The sequence below is a fragment of the Amycolatopsis sp. QT-25 genome (assembly GCF_029369745.1).
In the GTDB taxonomy this organism is placed as follows: Bacteria; Actinomycetota; Actinomycetes; order Mycobacteriales; family Pseudonocardiaceae; genus Amycolatopsis.
In genome coordinates, this window is sequence record NZ_CP120210.1 from 1,187,740 (window position 1) to 1,203,628 (window position 15,889).

Consider the following 15,889-nt stretch of genomic DNA (forward strand, 5'->3'; position numbering starts at 1 on the left):
CCACCTGCCCGAACACAGAAACTCACGTAGAGTCGCCGCTATGCCCAAGGAACGTGGACGCAAGGTGATCGTGTCGAACCGCAAGGCTCGCCACGATTACTCCATCCTCGACACCTACGAAGCCGGTCTCGTGCTCGTCGGTACCGAGGTGAAGAGCCTGCGTGAGGGACGGGCATCGCTGGCCGACGCGTTCGCCACGGTGGACGACGGCGAGGTCTGGCTGCGCAACGTGCACATCCCGGAGTACGTGCAGGGCACGTGGACGAACCACACGCCGCGCCGCACCCGGAAACTGCTGTTGCACCGCCAGGAGATCGAGCGGCTCATCGGCAAGACCAAGGAGAGCGGGCTTTCCCTGGTCCCGCTGTCGATGTACTTCAAGGACGGCAAGGTCAAGGTCGAGATCGCGCTGGCCAAGGGCAAGAAGTCCTACGACAAGCGGCAGGACATCTCCAAGCGCGACGCGGAGCGCACCATCAGCCGGGCCCTGGGCCGGGCGCTGAAGGGCCGGTACAACGATTGATCCACGGGCCCGCTTCCGACGCCGAGATCCCTGGCTGGATCGCGGCGCTGGGCATCGACGGGCTCGTGGACCTTCACCTGCATTTCCTGCCGAAGCCGGTCATGGACAAGGTGTGGGCCTACTTCGACCAGGCCGAAGAGCACTACGGTATGGCCTGGCCGGTGTACTACCGCACGTCGGAAGAAGAACGCGTCGAAACCCTGCGCTCCTTCGGTGTGCGCAAGTTCGCCCCACTGGTCTATCCGCACAAGCCCGGGATGGCCGAATGGCTGACGTCGTGGGCGCTGGAGTTCGCCGAACGCGTCCCGGACGCCGTGCCGACGGGCACCTTCTACCCGGAACCCTCGGCGTTGTCCGTTGTGGACGGTGCGCTGCGGGCGGGTGCGCGCTGTTTCAAGGCGCACGTCCAGGTCGGCGCCTACGACCCGCGTGACGAACTGCTGGACGGCGTCTGGGGCGCGCTGGCGGACGCCGGTGTCCCCGTGGTCGTCCACTGTGGACACGGTCCGTTGAAGGGTGCCTACACCGGGCTACGGTTGTTCGAGGAGATCCTGGTGCGGCATCCGGATCTGACGCTGGTCCTGGCGCACGCGGGAATGCCGGAGATCGATTTCGCGTTCGAGCTGGCCAGGAAGTATCCGCGCGTGTACCTCGACACCACGATGGTCGGCGTGGAGTTCACCTCGCGTGGCAACCCGCTGCCGCCGGACTGGACCGATCTGCTGGCCGAGTTCCCGGATCGCGTCGTATTCGGCACCGACTTCCCCAACATCCCGTACTCGTACGCCACACAGCTTCAGGCGATCGCCGGCTGGGCCGCCGACGATCGCCTGGGTGAGCCGTTCCTGCGGGCGGTGCTGCACGACACCCCCGCTCAACTGCTCAGCGTTTGAGCTGCGCCACCTCGGTGACCGAGACGGCGCGGCCGAGCAGCCGCGTCCCCAGTTCCGTGACCGGGATCTGCTTGCCCGCCAAAAGGAATCCGCCCGTCGCCAGCGCCACCCACGGCACCGGGCCCTGCGCGAGACCGTCGCTCAGCGGGGCGAAACCGTGCGCGGCGAGGCCGAGCAGGCCGCCGGCGATCGCCAGTCCGGCCAGCACCAGCTGAGGCGTGTGCGCCGTCGAGGCCGGACCGGAGCTCTGTGTCTCGAACCGGGCGAACATCCGCAGCAGGCCGAGGAGCACCAGCCCGCAGGCACCGAGCCAGGCCGGGACCATCGTCAGCCACAGCACGGAACCCGGTTCGGGGGTCTCGTAACCCAGGCCGTAGACCGCGACGCCGGAGACGACGATCAGCGCCGGCATGTGCCACAGGTAGACGCTCATGAACCGCGGGCCGATCCACTTCAGGGCGGCGTCGAGGTTCGGCCGGGCGGCGAGGGCGTTCAACTGCGGTTTGCAGGCGAGCAGGAGTCCGATCTGGCCGATCGCGAGGAAGGCCAGCAGTACGGTCGGCGGGCTCATGTTCGACACCGGGGCGCCCGGCATGCCGATCATGCTGGCCGGGTACGGACCGAAGGCGACCATCAGCGCGGTGATACCGAAACCGGCGGCGGACATGCCCAGCGCGGCGCGGCGGCCGAGCGAGCCGAGCCGGCCTTGCGTGTAGTGGAAGCCGAGCTGGTGCACGGCCATCCAGACGAAGACCGCGTTCGCGAAACCGATCAGGCCGAGGTCGTTGAAGCGGGCGACGTCGACGAGGACGGCGGCGGCGAGCATCACGAGCGGGACCTTCAGGCCCCAGCGGCGATGTGCCGCGGCCAGCAGCGGGGTGAGCAGCACGGTGAGCACGTACACGGCCAGGAACCACAGCAGCTGCGCGGCGATCGCACCGCCCACCTGCAACGGCTGCTCCGGAATGCCCATCCCCCGCAGGATGTCCGGGACGAACAGCCAGACCGCCACCAGCGGCAGCACCGGGATCATCAGCCGCTTGAGCCGGGCCGCGAGCCAGGAACGGGAACTTTTCGCGCGGCTCAGCGAGATCAGGTTGGCCGCGCCGCCCGCGAAGAAGACCAGCGGCATGACCTGACTGAGCCAGGTGACGACCCACCAGCCGGGCGTCGCGAGGGCGTTCCCGGACGAGAGATGGCCGTCGGCGTACGAGAGCACCGGCATTCCCCAGTGCTGAACGACGACCGCGAGGATCGCGACCGCTCGGACGATGTCCAGGAACCTGTCCCGGCCCTGTTTCTGGCTCGTGTGCATGGAAAGGAGCCTGGTGCTTCAGGGCCGCGAAATCAGCGGTGCGGGCCGCCGTATCGATCTTCCTGTTTTCGCCCTCGGCAGGTGGAGTTTTCCCTACCCCACGCCGTCGGTCTCGGGTTCCGGGAGCGGGGCGGAGCTCAGCCGGAATTCCCAGCAGTCGTCCTCGGCACGGCCGAGCTCGTACCGGGTCTCGATCTTCGGCCCGTCGTGCAGGTGGACATGCTTGAGGACGGTGCCCTCGACCGGTTCGGTGTCACCGAGTTCCTGGACGCGGCCGTCGAGCGGCCCGCCGAAGAAGCGGACGCTCCGGGAGGGCCTGCCGGTCATGGGTCCTCCTCGTTTCGGCTCGTCGCTCACCATCAGTCTGCCCATGTTAGGTGAGTGACGGGTTCGCCACCAAGAGCTACTTCAGCGTCCTAAGTAAGTGAGCACCGCGCGGACCCGGCGATGTTCCACCGAACTCGCTTCGAGGCCGAGCTTCGAGAAGATGTTGCCGATGTGTTTCTCGACCGCGCCGTGCGAGACGACGAGCGAGTTCGCGATCGCGGTGTTGGACAGGCCCTGCGCCATCAGCCCGAGAACCTCGGACTCGCGGGCGGTGAGCGCGTCGAGCGGGTTCTTGCGGCCACGGGCCATCAGCTGCGCGATGACGTCCGGGTCGATGGCCGTGCCGCCGCCGGCGACGCGTTTGACCGCGTCGAGGAAGTCCCCGACGTCGGCGACGCGTTCCTTGAGCAGGTACCCGACTCCGCCCGCCCCGCCGGACAGCAGTTCGACGGCGTAGCTCTCCTCGACGTACTGGGAAAGCACGAGAACGGGCAGGCCAGGGATGACCTCACGGGCGCCCAGCGCCGCGCGCAGGCCCTCGTCGGTGAAGGTGGGCGGCATCCGCACGTCGACGATCGCCAGATCCGGCCGGTGTTCCTTGACCGCACCCAGCAGGTCGTCACCGTTGTCCACGGCCGCGACGGTCTCGATGTCCTCGTCGGCGAGGAGGCGAATCACCCCCGCGCGCAACAGAACCGCGTCTTCGGCGATGACAACCCGCATGCTGCCCCCAGCGTCGTGAGTGAATGGCAGGGCCTATTCACTCACGAGCGGATCACCACTGGCACGGCAGGTCCGCACGAATCACCGTCGGGCCGCCGGGCGGGCTGACGACGGTGATCACACCGTCGATCGTGGCCGCCCGGTCGGCGAGACCCGCCAGGCCGCCACCTGGCCGGACTTCGGCGCCACCGTGCCCGTTGTCGGTGATCTCGACGATGACCATCGAGTCCGTGCGCCACACCTTCACACCCGCTTCGGACGCTCCCGAGTGCTTCGCGATGTTCGTCAGCGTCTCCCCGACGATGAAGTACGCCGTCGTCTCGACCGCCGCCGGCGGCCTCGGCTCGACGTCCACCTCGACGTCGACGTGGATCGGCGACTTCGCGGCCTGAGCGGACAAGGCGGCGTCGAGGCCGCGGTCGCCAAGCACCGCCGGGTAGATCCCCCGGGCGAGATCGCGTAGCTCCGACACCGCGAGCTTGGCGTCGAGGTGCGCTTCGTCGATCAGTTCACGCACGGCGTCCGGGTCGTGGTCGAACTTCGACTTCGCGCGGCCCAGGCTCATCGCGACGGCGACCAGGCGCTGCTGGGCGCCGTCGTGCAGATCACGTTCGATGCGGCGGCGTTCGGCCTCGGCGGCGTCGACCCCGCGAGCCCGCGACGCCTGCAGCCGCTCGGCCTTCTGCTCCAGTTTCGCGGCGCGGTTCGGGCCGAGCAGCGAGTACGCCAGATTGCCGTGCAGCCACCCCACCCACGGGGTCACCCAGATCGCCATCGGCAGCAGCACGATCGACGCGATCGCGATCGGAAGCTCCAGACAGGCCAGCGGAAACGCCGCCATCAGGTAGGCGAGGTCACGCCACGTCGTCGCGTCGGTCAGCCGGGTCAGCCAGCGCTTGACCAGCGAAAGCCCCTCGACGGGGAGCCGTTCGACCGGTTCCAGCGGAGTTTCGAGCATCGTCCGCGCCCAGCCCCGCTCCCGATCGGCGGACCAGCGGATGAAGCTGGTCGTGGCCATGAGGATCGGGAAGCCGATCCACACCACCGCCGTCGCGATGCCGACCGTCAGGCCCACGACGATCAAGATGAACTGGAGCAACCGGAACACGAAGCTGACGATCATGTAGCCGATCGACCGCAACGGCCGCGGCCGGGGAATCCCCACCTGCTGTACCTGCTGGTCGATCGTCATCCGTGCACCTCGCCCCATGAATTCTCCAGACGGCGGCGCTGGGCGCGGGTCGGCCCGAGCAGCGCCGTCGCCAGCCGGGCATGCGAGCCCGCCAGCGCCTTCGTCAACGCTACCGACAGGGCGATGCACAGCACTCCGAGCGCCGCCCAAGGCAGGGCCGAGACCGTCGAATCGACGGTGAACCAGGCGTTTTCCCAGGTCGGGAAGCGGTACTCGCCACCAGGCAGGAAGCGGTAGTGAATCGGCAGGGCCGCGAGCCCGAGACTGGTCGACCAGAACACCGTGACCAGCACGAACTCGATGATCCCGAGTGGGAAGAGCAGGAAGAAGTAGCCGAGGTCGCGCCACGTCGAGTGGTCCTTCAGCCGCGCCTTCCACCGCACGGACTGACCCGCGTCGGGCAACGGAAGATACGGCAGGTCGATGTAGCGGTCCAGCAACGCGTACACCCTGGCGCGCTCCATCCGGGCCGCCCCGCGGACCGACAGGACCACCAGCGCGAGGATCGGCAGCCCGAGCCAGACGATCACCGTGCCGATGCCCGCCGAGATGAGGGACATCAAGAGCGCGAAGGCCAGGACACCCATCGGCAGGTTCATCAGCAGATAGACGAGCGAGCCGCCGAACGACGGATCGGCCCTGCTCAGCTCCCGCTCGGCCGCTAGCGAGCTCATGGTCGTGCTCCTCTCTGGTGCGAGGAGTTCAGCATCGCGCCCGCGAACGCTCGCTGACATGGTGCCCGCGGGCATCTCCCCAGTGGGGCTAGCCCCACCTGCGGGAACAATCTGGTTGCCGACCGGGTTATGATGTAGAGGTTGTGTCCCACCAAGGGGGTGAACGGTTTCGACTTTGGACGTTGAATCAGGAGAAGCGTGCCGGTGCAGGCGAGAGACCACCGTAAGCGTCATCGCAAACCAATAAGCGCCGAGCCTAAGAGCCAGCGCGAGTTCGCTCTTGCTGCCTAAGCAGTAGAGCAACTCTGTCGGTCCGGGGTCGCCTCCGACCCGGTCACCGGCATCAGCTAGGAGGCTTACCGCCACACTCGGCTGCGGGGTGTGGTTGGGAATCGAACAGTGGCTGGGCTCGTCACTTCAGCTTGTTCGCGTGACTGAAGGGGCCAAGTAGAGACATAGCGGACTGCGCACGGAGAAGCCCTGGTGATACGCCAGAGGACCCGGGTTCAATTCCCGGCACCTCCACTGGTCGACGGAAGCGGCTCTGCCCCTCGGGGTGGGGCCGCTTCTTCCATGTCCGGCTTGCTGTGGCGTGGTGTTGCTCGGCCGTTGGTGGCCTAGAGGGTTCTTCTGGGGCGACTCCCAGCGACGCTTGGTCCGGCAGCAGGCCCCGGCGATCGACGGCGGGCTTCGTGTGGTTTCGATCCGTCCTTCGCTTGGCGCGGCCATGTGACGAGGTTCGGACGCGGATCTAACGCGAAGCGCTTTTAGCGGCTTATGGTCCTTCGCGCTTTAAGCGCCCTTCGCTGCCTTCTTTGCACGTGCATTTCGGATTTTTTACGCTAGGCCGTCAGGGTTGGCACATCTGTTCGATTCGGAGTAGTCTGGAGCTGTGGACAGCGAAGACGCATCTCCGAAGATGTTCACCGAGTGGTGGCGCGTCGACACCGCGACGCTGCATGCCCGTAAGCAGGAATTAGAAATGCGGAAGCGTCAGTTGGCTGTGGAGCAGAACGCGATCCTGGCGGAAATCAATGCCCGTGGGGTGCGCGGGTGCTCGGGTCATTCGACGTTGCGGCGTTGATTTTCGAGGACTTTCGTGTGGCGGACAAGGAAGCCCATGCCCGTGCCGATCGTGTCCTGGCCCTGCATGTGCGTCCGTCGATCGGGGGAGCTCCTGAGCCGCCACTGGCGCCGTTGACCGCTCACGCCGCGGCGGAGGGGGTGATCGGGGGTTCGCAGATCGACGCGATCATCCGCACCCTCGCCAGGATTCCGTCCTCTGTGCCGGAGGATGTGCGGGCCGGGGAGAAGATCCTCGTCGACCTCGCCCGGCACGCCGGACCGCGGCAGATTGCCCGCGCCGGACGCCGGCTGCTGGACACACTCGACGCCCACGGGAAAGAACTCGTAACGGGGATCCGAAGGACGTTCGGCCGGCGGTGGTCCGAACGCTCACCGTGTCGAGCCGTCCGCGGCTGGAGTCGTTCGTGGTCACGAGGTCGTCAATGCTTGGGACGCCGAACTGTGGCAGCTCCTCACGGGCTCGCTGGAAGATGCTCCTGAGGTCTTCAGGGTCTTCTTCTTGCTCGCCGGTGTGCCGCGGCCCATCCCGGATCCGGTGCCGGAAAACACTGCGGTGGGGGACCCGCGCGCTGATCGGGGTGCGGCCGCCGGGAGACGCGGACTCACCGCTCGATGCGTTGGCGGCGGCTTTCCCGGTGCTCGTGATCATCGGCCGGAGTACGAGGTCATCGCCGACGCGATCGCGGACCGGGCCGGCGTGGTCCGCGACGTCGTGACCGGGATGGGGCATTTGATGGCGACATCGGCGAGCCGTTCAATGCCCGGATTGAGTCCTTCTTGAACCACGGAGAGTAGCGGAAACTAGATCATTTTCGTCTCAATTCACCCGCGCCGGGAACTGCCGCGGGCAGGGATGTCATGCTTAGTGTCCGACCATGGCCCTCTTTCGAACCGACCCCGTGTCGCCGGAGGGCCGGAAGAAGGTGGCAGATGACCTGGGCTAGGCATTCCAGTCGTCCCGATCCCGCAGAAGACCAGAGCCGCATGGCAGGTGTGCGGGCTGAAGAAGAAATCCGCCTCACCGTGCAGAACGGCAGGGCCGCAAGGACCGTCGCCGGGCACTCTTCGGACGCGCTCGACTGCGCCGAACTGCTGGCGATGCTCGGGCTCGAGGGAGTTCAGAAGAGGCACGCTCAGCGCGCCTGACCCCCGATCCGGGTGGTCAGTTCGGCCGCGGTCAGGCGGACCTCTTCGGCGAGGTCGGGCCAAGTTTCCTCGCATCCCTCCGCTCCTGGGCAGAGGTGGCGGAGGGTCACGCTGATCGCGGCCATCGGCCGGGCGCCGTGGTCGAAGACCGGGCAGGCCACCGAGGCGAATCCTTCGGTGACGTGACCGTCTTCGACCGCCCAGCCGAGCCTGCCCTCCGCGTTCAGCGTCCGGCGTAGTTCGGCGAGAGTGCGCGGACCGCGGCCGGTGCGCAGCACGAACGCCGACGCGGCCGGGAAAAGCGCGCGTATGTGCGGCGACGGCAGGTGTCGCAATATCGCCCTGCCCGATGCCGTGAGCTGGCCGGGTAGCCGCACGCCGACCTCGGTGACCAGGGTTTCCGGGCGCGTGGGGCGTTCTTTGACCAGGTAGAGCGACTCGTTGCCGTGCAGTACGCCGAGATGAGCGGTGTGGCCGACCCGGTCGGCGAGTTTACGCAGCAGCGGGACCGCGAGCCGTTCCAGCGGATCGTGCCGCAGGTAGGCCGAGCCGAGTTCGAACGCGGCGATGCCGAGGCCGTACCGGCGCTCGGCAGGCAAGTGTGCCACGAAACCGGCGGCCTCCAGTTCGGCCAGCAGGTGATACGTCGTCGAACGCGGGAGACCGAGTTCGCGTGCGATCGTGGCCGCCGACACCGGTCCAGGCCGGGCGGCAAGGGTCCGGAGGATGCCGAGGCCGCGTCGCAGAGCCGGGACTTCGCTGCTCTCTCCCATGACGACCTCCTGTTTCACTCGGCGCGAGAGCAAGGGACCTTTGCTCTCGCTTCTCTCGACGTTGAGCCAGGCGGTAGCAAGGGACCCTTGCTACCGTCCTGCGTGTCTTGAATACCAGACACAACCACCGGTTGGGGCCGCCCACCAGCGGGCATGGCGTTGTCCAATGGGGCTATGCCGGAAACCGTACTTCTGGGGTCCGAACCGCTACGGCCCGAACAGGTCGTCGCGGTCGCCCGTGACCACTCGCCCGTCGCGGTCAGCGAGGCGGTCGAGAAGAACCTCGCCGCGACGCGTCAGCACATCGACGACCTCGCCCACGCCGAGACGCCGACGTACGGTGTTTCGACGGGCTTCGGGGCGCTCGCGACCAGGCACATTCCGCTCGAAAGCCGTACCGCGTTGCAGCGGTCGCTGATCCGGTCGCACGCGGCGGGGGCGGGCCCGGTCGTGGAGACCGAGGTCGTCCGTGCGCTGATGTTGCTGCGCCTCCGCACCCTCGCCAGTGGGTACACCGGTATCCGGCCGCAGACCGCGCAAGCGCTTGCTGCCCTGCTCAACGCCGGGATCACCCCGCTCGTCCACGAGTACGGTTCCCTCGGCTGCTCCGGTGACCTCGCGCCCCTGGCCGCTGTCGCGCTCGCGCTGATGGGAGAGGGCGAAGTCGAGTACAACGGTGAAGTCGTCCAGGCCGGCGTAGCGCTGAAGCACGCTGGCATCGAACCTGTCGTTCTGGCGGAGAAGGAGGGCCTCGCCCTCACGAACGGGACCGACGGCATGCTCGGCATGCTTCTCCTCGCCGCGGCCGACCTGCGCAAGCTCCTCGACACCGCCGACATCACCGCGGCGATGAGCGTCGAGGCACTCCTGGGTACCGATCGCGCCTTCGCCGCCGATCTCCAGGCGTTGCGCCCGCACCCCGGGCAGGCGCGGAGCGCCCAGCGCATGTGGACGGCGCTCCAGGGCTCGAAGATCGTCGAGAGCCACCGCGGCCCGGACTGCAACCGCGTCCAGGACGCGTACTCCCTCCGCTGCGCCCCGCAGGTGCACGGCGGCGCACGCGACAGTCTCACGCACGCCGAACTCGTCGCCGAGCGTGAGCTTCACTCCGCGGTCGACAACCCGGTCGTGTTGTCCGACGGCCGTGTCGAGTCGAACGGCAACTTCCACGGCGCCCCGGTCGCGTACGTGCTCGATTTTCTCGCCATCCCGCTCGCGGACGTCGCCAGTATCGCCGAGCGCCGCACCGACCGGATGCTCGACAAGGCCCGCTCGCACGGCCTGCCGCCGTTCCTCGCGTTCGACCCCGGCGTCGATTCGGGCCACATGATCGCCCAGTACACGCAGGCGGCCATCGTCAGCGAACTCAAGCGTCTCGCGGTGCCGGCGTCGGTCGATTCGATCCCGAGCAGCGCCATGCAGGAGGATCACGTCTCCATGGGCTGGTCCGCCGCGCGCAAGCTGCGCAAGGCCGTCGAGGGCCTCGACACCGTTCTCGCCATCGAACTGCTCACCGCCGCGCGGGCACTCGACATGCGCGCGCCCCTGGCCCCGTCGCCGGTCACCGGCCGGGTCCGGGATCTCGTCCGCACCAAGGTCGAGGGTCCCGGCCCCGACCGTCATCTGGCGCCGGAGATCGCCGCCGCCGAAGAACTCGTCGCGTCGGGTGCCGTCCTCGCCGCGGCCCAACTGGAGGTCTGAGCCCATGACCCGCACGGTCCGTGCCGCCCGAGGCACCACGCTCACCGCGAAGAACTGGCAGACCGAAGCCGCGCTGCGAATGTTCCACAACAACCTCGACCCCGAGGTCGCCGAGCGCCCGGAAGACCTCGTCGTCTACGGCGGCACCGGCAAGGCCGCCCGCAACTGGGCCAGTTTCGACGCGATCACCCGCGAGCTGACCGGTTTGGAGCAGGACGAGACGCTGCTCGTCCAGTCCGGCAAGCCGGTCGGCGTGTTCCGCACGCACGAATGGGCGCCGCGCGTGCTCATCGCCAACTCCAATCTCGTCGGCGACTGGGCGACCTGGCCGGAGTTCCGGCGCTTGGAGGCGCAGGGACTGACCATGTACGGCCAGATGACCGCGGGATCCTGGATCTACATCGGCACACAGGGAATTCTGCAGGGCACGTACGAAACCTTCGCCGCCGTCGCGAAGAAGCGGTTCGGGGGCACGCTGAAGGGCACGCTCACCGTCACCGCCGGCCTCGGCGGCATGGGTGGCGCGCAGCCGCTGGCCGTCACGATGAACGACGGCGTCGCGCTCGTCGTCGAATGCGACCCGCAGCGCGCCCACCGCCGCGTCGAGACCCGCTACCTGGACGAGGTCGCCGACGACCTCGACGACGCGATCCGCCGCGTGGAGGCCGCGAAGAAGGAGAAGCGCGCGCTGTCCGTCGGCGTGGTCGGCAACGCCGCCGAGGTGCTGCCCGAACTGCTGCGCCGCGGCGTCGAGGTCGACATCGTCACCGACCAGACTTCCGCGCACGACCCGCTTTCGTACCTGCCGAAGGGCATCGGCGTCGACGAGTGGCAGGACTACGCGGACAAGAAACCCGACGAGTTCACCGAGCGCGCCCGCGAGTCGATGGCGGAGCAGGTGGACGCGATGCTCGGCTTCCTCGACAAGGGCGCCGAGGTCTTCGACTACGGCAACTCCCTGCGCGGTGAGGCGAAGCTCGGCGGCTGTGAGCGGGCGTTCGACTTCCCTGGGTTCGTGCCCGCCTACATCCGCCCGCTGTTCTGCGGGGGCAACGGCCCGTTCCGCTGGGCGGCGCTGTCGGGCGACCCCGAGGACATCGCGGCGACCGACCGCGCGATGCTGGAACTGTTCCCGGAGAACGAATCCCTCGCGCGCTGGATCCGCCTCGCCGGTGAACGCGTCGCGTTCCAGGGGCTTCCTTCGCGGATCTGCTGGCTCGGCTACGGCGAGCGGCACCTGGCGGGCCTGCGGTTCAACGAGATGGTCGCCAGCGGGGAGCTGAAGGCGCCGGTCGTCATCGGCCGCGACCACCTCGACTCGGGCAGTGTGGCCTCGCCGTACCGCGAGACCGAAGGCATGGCCGACGGTTCCGACGCGATCGCCGACTGGCCGTTGCTGAACGCCCTGGTCAACACTTCGTCGGGCGCCAGCTGGGTGTCGATCCACCACGGCGGCGGGGTCGGCATGGGCCGCTCCATCCACGCGGGCCAGGTCAGCGTGGCGGACGGAACCCCGCTGGCCGCGCGGAAACTCGAGCGCGTGCTCACCAACGACCCGGGCATGGGCGTCATCCGGCACGTCGACGCCGGATACGACAGCGCCGCCGACGTCGCCGACGAGCGCGGCGTGCGCGTGCCGATGCGGGATGCCGAGTGAGCGCGTCCTCGCTGCTGGAGGAGATCTCGGACGTCGGCCGTGACCCGAAGCGCGGCGGCTACTCCCGCCACGCCTTCGACGCGGCCGAAACCGAACTACGGGCGTGGTTCGCCGAGCGCGCGGGACGGCTGGGACTGGGCGTCGAGACCGATCGCAACGGCAACATCTGGGCCTGGTGGGGGACACCCGGCCCGGACGCGGTCGTCACCGGGAGCCATCTCGACTCGGTGCCGGGCGGTGGCGCCTTCGACGGGCCGCTCGGTGTCGCGAGCGCGCTCGACGCGGTGGAGATCCTGCAGGCCAAGAGGTTCCGTCCCGGCAAGCCGTTCGCCGTCGTGGTCTTCGCGGAGGAAGAGGGCGGCCGATTCGGGGTGCCGTGCCTCGGCTCGCGGCTGCTGACCGGGACCATCGACGCGGACAAGGCGCGTGGCCTGCGTGATCCGGACGGCGTCACGTTCGCCGAGGCGGCGGCGAAATCCGGCCTCGACCCCGAACGCGTCGGCCGCGATTCCGCGCGCCTCGGGCTGATCGGGAAGTTCCTCGAACTGCATGTCGAGCAGGGGCGAGGACTGATCGACCTCGGTTCGCCGATCGCCGTCGGCACCACGGTGATCGCGCACGGCCGGTGGCGGTTCTCCTTCCAGGGACAGGGAAATCACGCCGGTGCGACGCTGATCGGCGATCGTCGTGACCCGATGATCCCGGCGGCCGAGACCGTGCTCGCGGTACGGAAGCTGGCGAAGGCGACCGCCGACGCGAGGGCCACGGTCGGCAGGCTCGTGCCCACTCCCGGCGGAACCAACGTCATCGCGTCCACCGTGGACCTGTGGTTGGACGCACGGGTACCAGGTGCGGACACGCCCGAATTGGTCGCGGAGATCGCGAAGCTGGCCGAGCAGGCGGCGGGGCAGGAAGGCTGCCGCGTCGAGGTCACCAAGGAGTCGTACTCGGACGACGTGGTCTTCGACGACGCGTTGCGCCGTGACCTGAGCACTTGGCTCGGCGAGCCGCCGGGATTGCCGACCGGTGCCGGGCACGACGCCGCGATCCTCGCCGGCTTCGTCCCGTCCGGCATGCTCTACGTGCGCAATCCCACCGGGATCAGCCATTCCCCGGAGGAGTTCTCCGAGGCGGCGGACGTCGACCACGGTGCCCGTGCGCTCGCGGACGTCCTGGAGAAACTGTCGACATGACGACATATTGGTGTGAGCGGGCCTGGCTGCCGGACGGGATCGCCGACGCCGTCCGGATCGAGATCGACGACGGGACGATCGTCTCCGTGACGGTGAACGCGCCCCGCGCGGGAACTGTCCTGAGTGGACTGACCTTGCCGGGCTTCGCCAACGGGCACTCGCACGCGTTCCATCGCGCGCTGCGCGGGCGGACGCACCATGACCGCGGGACCTTCTGGACGTGGCGTGAGCGGATGTACTCGCTCGCGTCGCGGCTCGATCCGGACTCGTACTACCGCCTGGCGCGTGGGGTCTACGCCGAGATGGTGCTGGCCGGGTACACGAGTGTCGGCGAGTTCCACTACCTGCACCACGCTCCGGGCGGAAAGCCCTACGCCGAGCCGAACGCGATGGGCGAGGCGCTACGGCAGGCCGCCAGGGACGCCGGGATCCGGCTGGCCTTGCTCGACACGTGTTACCTCGCGGGCGGGATCGGTGTCGAACCCGACGAGGTGCAACGGCGGTTCTCCGACGGGTCGGCCGAGAAGTGGGCGCAACGGGTCGGCGAAGTGCGGGCGGAAGAGACGTTCCGGGTGGGTGGTGCGATCCATTCCGTGCGTGCCGTTCCCGAGGCACAACTGTCCGAAGTGGACACCGGTTCCGGGCCGCTGCACATCCATCTCTCCGAGCAGCGCGCCGAGAACGAGCAGTGCCTGGCGGCTTATGGCCGGACGCCGACGGAGCTGCTCCACGACCGCGGAGTGCTCGGCGAGCGGCTCACCGCGGTCCACGCGACGCATCTGACCACCGATGACGTCAAGCGGCTCGGCGAAGCGCGGAGTCGTGCCTGCTTCTGCCCGACGACCGAACGGGATCTCGGCGACGGCATCGGTCCCGCCCGGACGTTGCTGGACGCGGGTGTGCGGCTGTCGCTCGGCAGCGACAGCAACGCCGTCGTCGACGCGTTCGAGGAGACCAGGGCGCTGGAACTGAACGAGCGGCTCGCCAGTGAGCAACGCGGCCGGTTCACCGCGGAGGAACTGCTGGCGGCGGCGACGGATCACGGCGCGATCGGCTGGGACGAGGTCGGTGCGCTGGCGCCGGGCGCGGGCGCGGACCTGGTCACGGTCGGCCTCGGTTCGGTGCGGACCGCGGGAATCGAACCGTCCGGGGTGGTCTTCGCCGCCTCGGGGGCGGACGTCCGGGATGTCGTCGTCGCCGGGCGTAAAATCGTCCGAGCCGGCGTGCACCAGCTGATCGACCGGCCGGAAACGGTCTTGGCCAAGGAGATCGAGGCATTGTGGCAGTCCTGATCACGGGTATCGGCGAGCTCACCACGAACGACACCGAGCTGGGCGGACTGCGCGACGCGGCCGTCGTCGTCGAGGGCGAGACGATCGCGTGGGCCGGTTCGGCGGCGGACGCGCCCGACGCGGACGAGCGGATCGACGTCGACGGCCGTGCGGTGCTGCCCGGCTGGGTGGACAGTCACACGCACCTCGTCTTCGCCGGGGACCGGACGGCCGAGTTCGAGGCGCGGATGGCCGGTAAGGCATACAGCGCGGGAGGGATCGCGGTCACCGTCGACGCGACGCGATCGGCCTCCGATGAGCAGCTCGCGGCGAACCTGCGGCGTCACGTCGACGAAGCGGCGAAGCAGGGCACGACGTGTCTGGAGACGAAGACCGGGTACGGGCTCAACGTCGAAGACGAGGTGCGTTCGGCGCGGATCGCCGCCGACGTGGCCGACGAGGTCACCTTCCTCGGCGCGCATCTGGTGCCGCCGGGCGCGGACACCGAGTCCTATGTGGACCTGGTGTGCGGTGACATGCTCGACGCGGTGGCGCCGCTCGTGCGGTGGGCGGACGTGTTCTGCGAGACCGGTGCTTTCGACGAGGCGCAGTCCGCCCGGGTGCTGAAGGCGGCGCGGGAGCGCGGCCTCGGTCTGCGGGTGCACGGAAACCAGCTGGGGGAGGGGCCGGGTGTGCGGCTCGCCGTCGAACTGGGGGCCGCGAGTGTCGACCACTGCACATACCTGAGCGAAGCGGACGTCGAAGCTCTCGCTGCTTCGGACACTGTCGCGACCCTGCTGCCGGCGTGTGACCTCTCGACCCGGCAACCGCTGGCACCGGCGCGGCGGCTCCTGGACGCGGGGGCGACGGTCGCGCTGGCGAGCAACGCGAACCCGGGCAGCTCGTACACGACGTCGATGGCGTTCTGCGTCACGACCGCGGTGCTGCAGATGCGGATGACGATCGAGGAGGCCGTCTGGTCGGCGACGGCGGGAGGAGCGCGAGCGCTGCGGAGGGACGACGTCGGGGTGATCCGGCCCGGCGCGCGGGCGGACCTGCAGGTGCTCGAAGCGCCTTCGGTCACGCATCTCGCCTACCGGCCCGGGGTGCCGCTGACGGCTGCCGTGTGGCGGCGTGGGGAGCTGCTGACCAGCGGTTTCGCGTCGAAGCGATAGCAAAGGTCCCTTGCTCCCCCCGCCACGGTTCCGGCAAAGGTCACCGTGGGTGCCCGCATGGGCGAGTATGGAGGATTCGGGGAAGCGAGTCCGCGACGATGGAGGATCCGGGGACACTCGACGTCCCCATTCCTCCATCGTCAGCCCGCCAGTCACCGGATCGCCACTCACGGCTACTCGCTCCGACACGTCGAGACGGCACCGAACAGCGGCTGTGCGACGTCGCCGAATCTCTTGCGC

Annotated in this window: 16 protein-coding genes and 1 other RNA gene; 11 read left to right on the forward strand and 6 right to left on the reverse strand. The window is 68.8% G+C overall.

Features of this window, described 5'->3' with window-relative positions:
* Positions 1-40 precede the first annotated feature (40 nt).
* Together smpB and P3102_RS05845 are read left to right on the forward strand one after the other, a co-directional pair.
* Complete coding sequence (gene smpB / locus P3102_RS05840; protein ID WP_276367170.1) at positions 41-523, forward strand: SsrA-binding protein SmpB; 483 nt, start codon at positions 41-43, stop codon at positions 521-523.
* Positions 520-1,416: an amidohydrolase family protein gene (locus tag P3102_RS05845; protein ID WP_276367171.1), complete on the forward strand. Its 897-nt coding sequence runs from the start codon at positions 520-522 to the stop codon at positions 1,414-1,416. The genes smpB and P3102_RS05845 overlap by 4 nt, the downstream gene beginning before the upstream one ends.
* On the opposite strand, the gene P3102_RS05850 is transcribed toward P3102_RS05845, so the two are convergent.
* From P3102_RS05850 to P3102_RS05870, 5 genes are all read right to left on the reverse strand, one after another.
* A complete protein-coding gene (locus P3102_RS05850; protein WP_276367173.1) occupies positions 1,406-2,731 on the reverse strand; it encodes an acyltransferase in 1,326 nt (441 codons plus the stop codon). The two genes, P3102_RS05845 and P3102_RS05850, sit on opposite strands and share 11 nt — an antisense overlap.
* A gap of 93 nt (positions 2,732-2,824) precedes the next feature.
* Positions 2,825-3,058: a hypothetical protein gene (locus P3102_RS05855; RefSeq protein WP_276367175.1), complete on the reverse strand. Its 234-nt coding sequence runs from the start codon at positions 3,056-3,058 to the stop codon at positions 2,825-2,827.
* Between the two features lie 81 nt (positions 3,059-3,139).
* Positions 3,140-3,781, reverse strand: coding sequence for a response regulator transcription factor (locus P3102_RS05860; RefSeq protein ID WP_276367176.1), 642 nt, complete (start codon positions 3,779-3,781; stop codon positions 3,140-3,142).
* Between the two features lie 52 nt (positions 3,782-3,833).
* Positions 3,834-4,973: a sensor histidine kinase gene (locus P3102_RS05865; RefSeq protein WP_276367178.1), complete on the reverse strand. Its 1,140-nt coding sequence runs from the start codon at positions 4,971-4,973 to the stop codon at positions 3,834-3,836.
* The gene (locus P3102_RS05870; protein WP_276367179.1) at positions 4,970-5,647 is read right to left on the reverse strand and encodes a sensor domain-containing protein; all 678 of its coding nucleotides are present in this window, start codon (positions 5,645-5,647) and stop codon (positions 4,970-4,972) included. The genes P3102_RS05865 and P3102_RS05870 overlap by 4 nt, the downstream gene beginning before the upstream one ends.
* A gap of 155 nt (positions 5,648-5,802) precedes the next feature.
* Here P3102_RS05870 and ssrA point away from each other — a divergent pair.
* The 4 genes from ssrA (at position 5,803) to P3102_RS05890 (ending at position 7,879) form a co-directional block, all read left to right on the forward strand.
* Positions 5,803-6,175: a transfer-messenger RNA gene (ssrA, locus tag P3102_RS05875) on the forward strand.
* Positions 6,176-6,539: 364 nt separating this feature from the next.
* On the forward strand, positions 6,540-6,731 hold the full coding sequence (locus tag P3102_RS05880) for a hypothetical protein (protein ID WP_276367181.1): 192 nt from the start codon (positions 6,540-6,542) through the stop codon (positions 6,729-6,731).
* 17 nt (positions 6,732-6,748) lie between these two features.
* Positions 6,749-7,213 carry a DUF222 domain-containing protein gene (locus P3102_RS05885; protein ID WP_276367183.1) on the forward strand — a complete coding sequence of 155 codons (465 nt, stop codon included), beginning with the start codon at positions 6,749-6,751 and terminating at the stop codon, positions 7,211-7,213.
* Between the two features lie 450 nt (positions 7,214-7,663).
* Positions 7,664-7,879, forward strand: coding sequence for a hypothetical protein (locus tag P3102_RS05890; protein WP_276367184.1), 216 nt, complete (start codon positions 7,664-7,666; stop codon positions 7,877-7,879).
* Here the strand turns inward: P3102_RS05890 and P3102_RS05895 are convergent.
* Entirely contained in the window at positions 7,867-8,652 is a 786-nt protein-coding gene (locus tag P3102_RS05895) for an IclR family transcriptional regulator (protein WP_276367186.1), read from the reverse strand. The genes P3102_RS05890 and P3102_RS05895 overlap by 13 nt on opposite strands.
* A gap of 174 nt (positions 8,653-8,826) precedes the next feature.
* On the opposite strand from P3102_RS05895, the gene hutH reads away from it, so the two are divergent.
* From hutH to hutI, 5 genes are read left to right on the forward strand one after another with little or no spacing between them, the layout of a single operon-like run.
* Positions 8,827-10,353: a histidine ammonia-lyase gene (gene hutH / locus P3102_RS05900; RefSeq protein ID WP_276367188.1), complete on the forward strand. Its 1,527-nt coding sequence runs from the start codon at positions 8,827-8,829 to the stop codon at positions 10,351-10,353.
* A 4-nt stretch (positions 10,354-10,357) separates the two neighbouring features.
* A complete protein-coding gene (gene hutU / locus P3102_RS05905) occupies positions 10,358-12,010 on the forward strand; it encodes a urocanate hydratase (RefSeq protein ID WP_276367189.1) in 1,653 nt (550 codons plus the stop codon).
* Complete coding sequence (locus P3102_RS05910) at positions 12,007-13,203, forward strand: allantoate amidohydrolase (protein ID WP_276367191.1); 1,197 nt, start codon at positions 12,007-12,009, stop codon at positions 13,201-13,203. Before hutU ends, P3102_RS05910 begins: the two co-directional genes overlap by 4 nt.
* Positions 13,200-14,495, forward strand: coding sequence for a formimidoylglutamate deiminase (locus P3102_RS05915; RefSeq protein ID WP_276367193.1), 1,296 nt, complete (start codon positions 13,200-13,202; stop codon positions 14,493-14,495). Before P3102_RS05910 ends, P3102_RS05915 begins: the two co-directional genes overlap by 4 nt.
* Entirely contained in the window at positions 14,483-15,649 is a 1,167-nt protein-coding gene (gene hutI, locus P3102_RS05920) for an imidazolonepropionase (RefSeq protein ID WP_276367194.1), read from the forward strand. Before P3102_RS05915 ends, hutI begins: the two co-directional genes overlap by 13 nt.
* Positions 15,650-15,889: the final 240 nt, after the last annotated feature.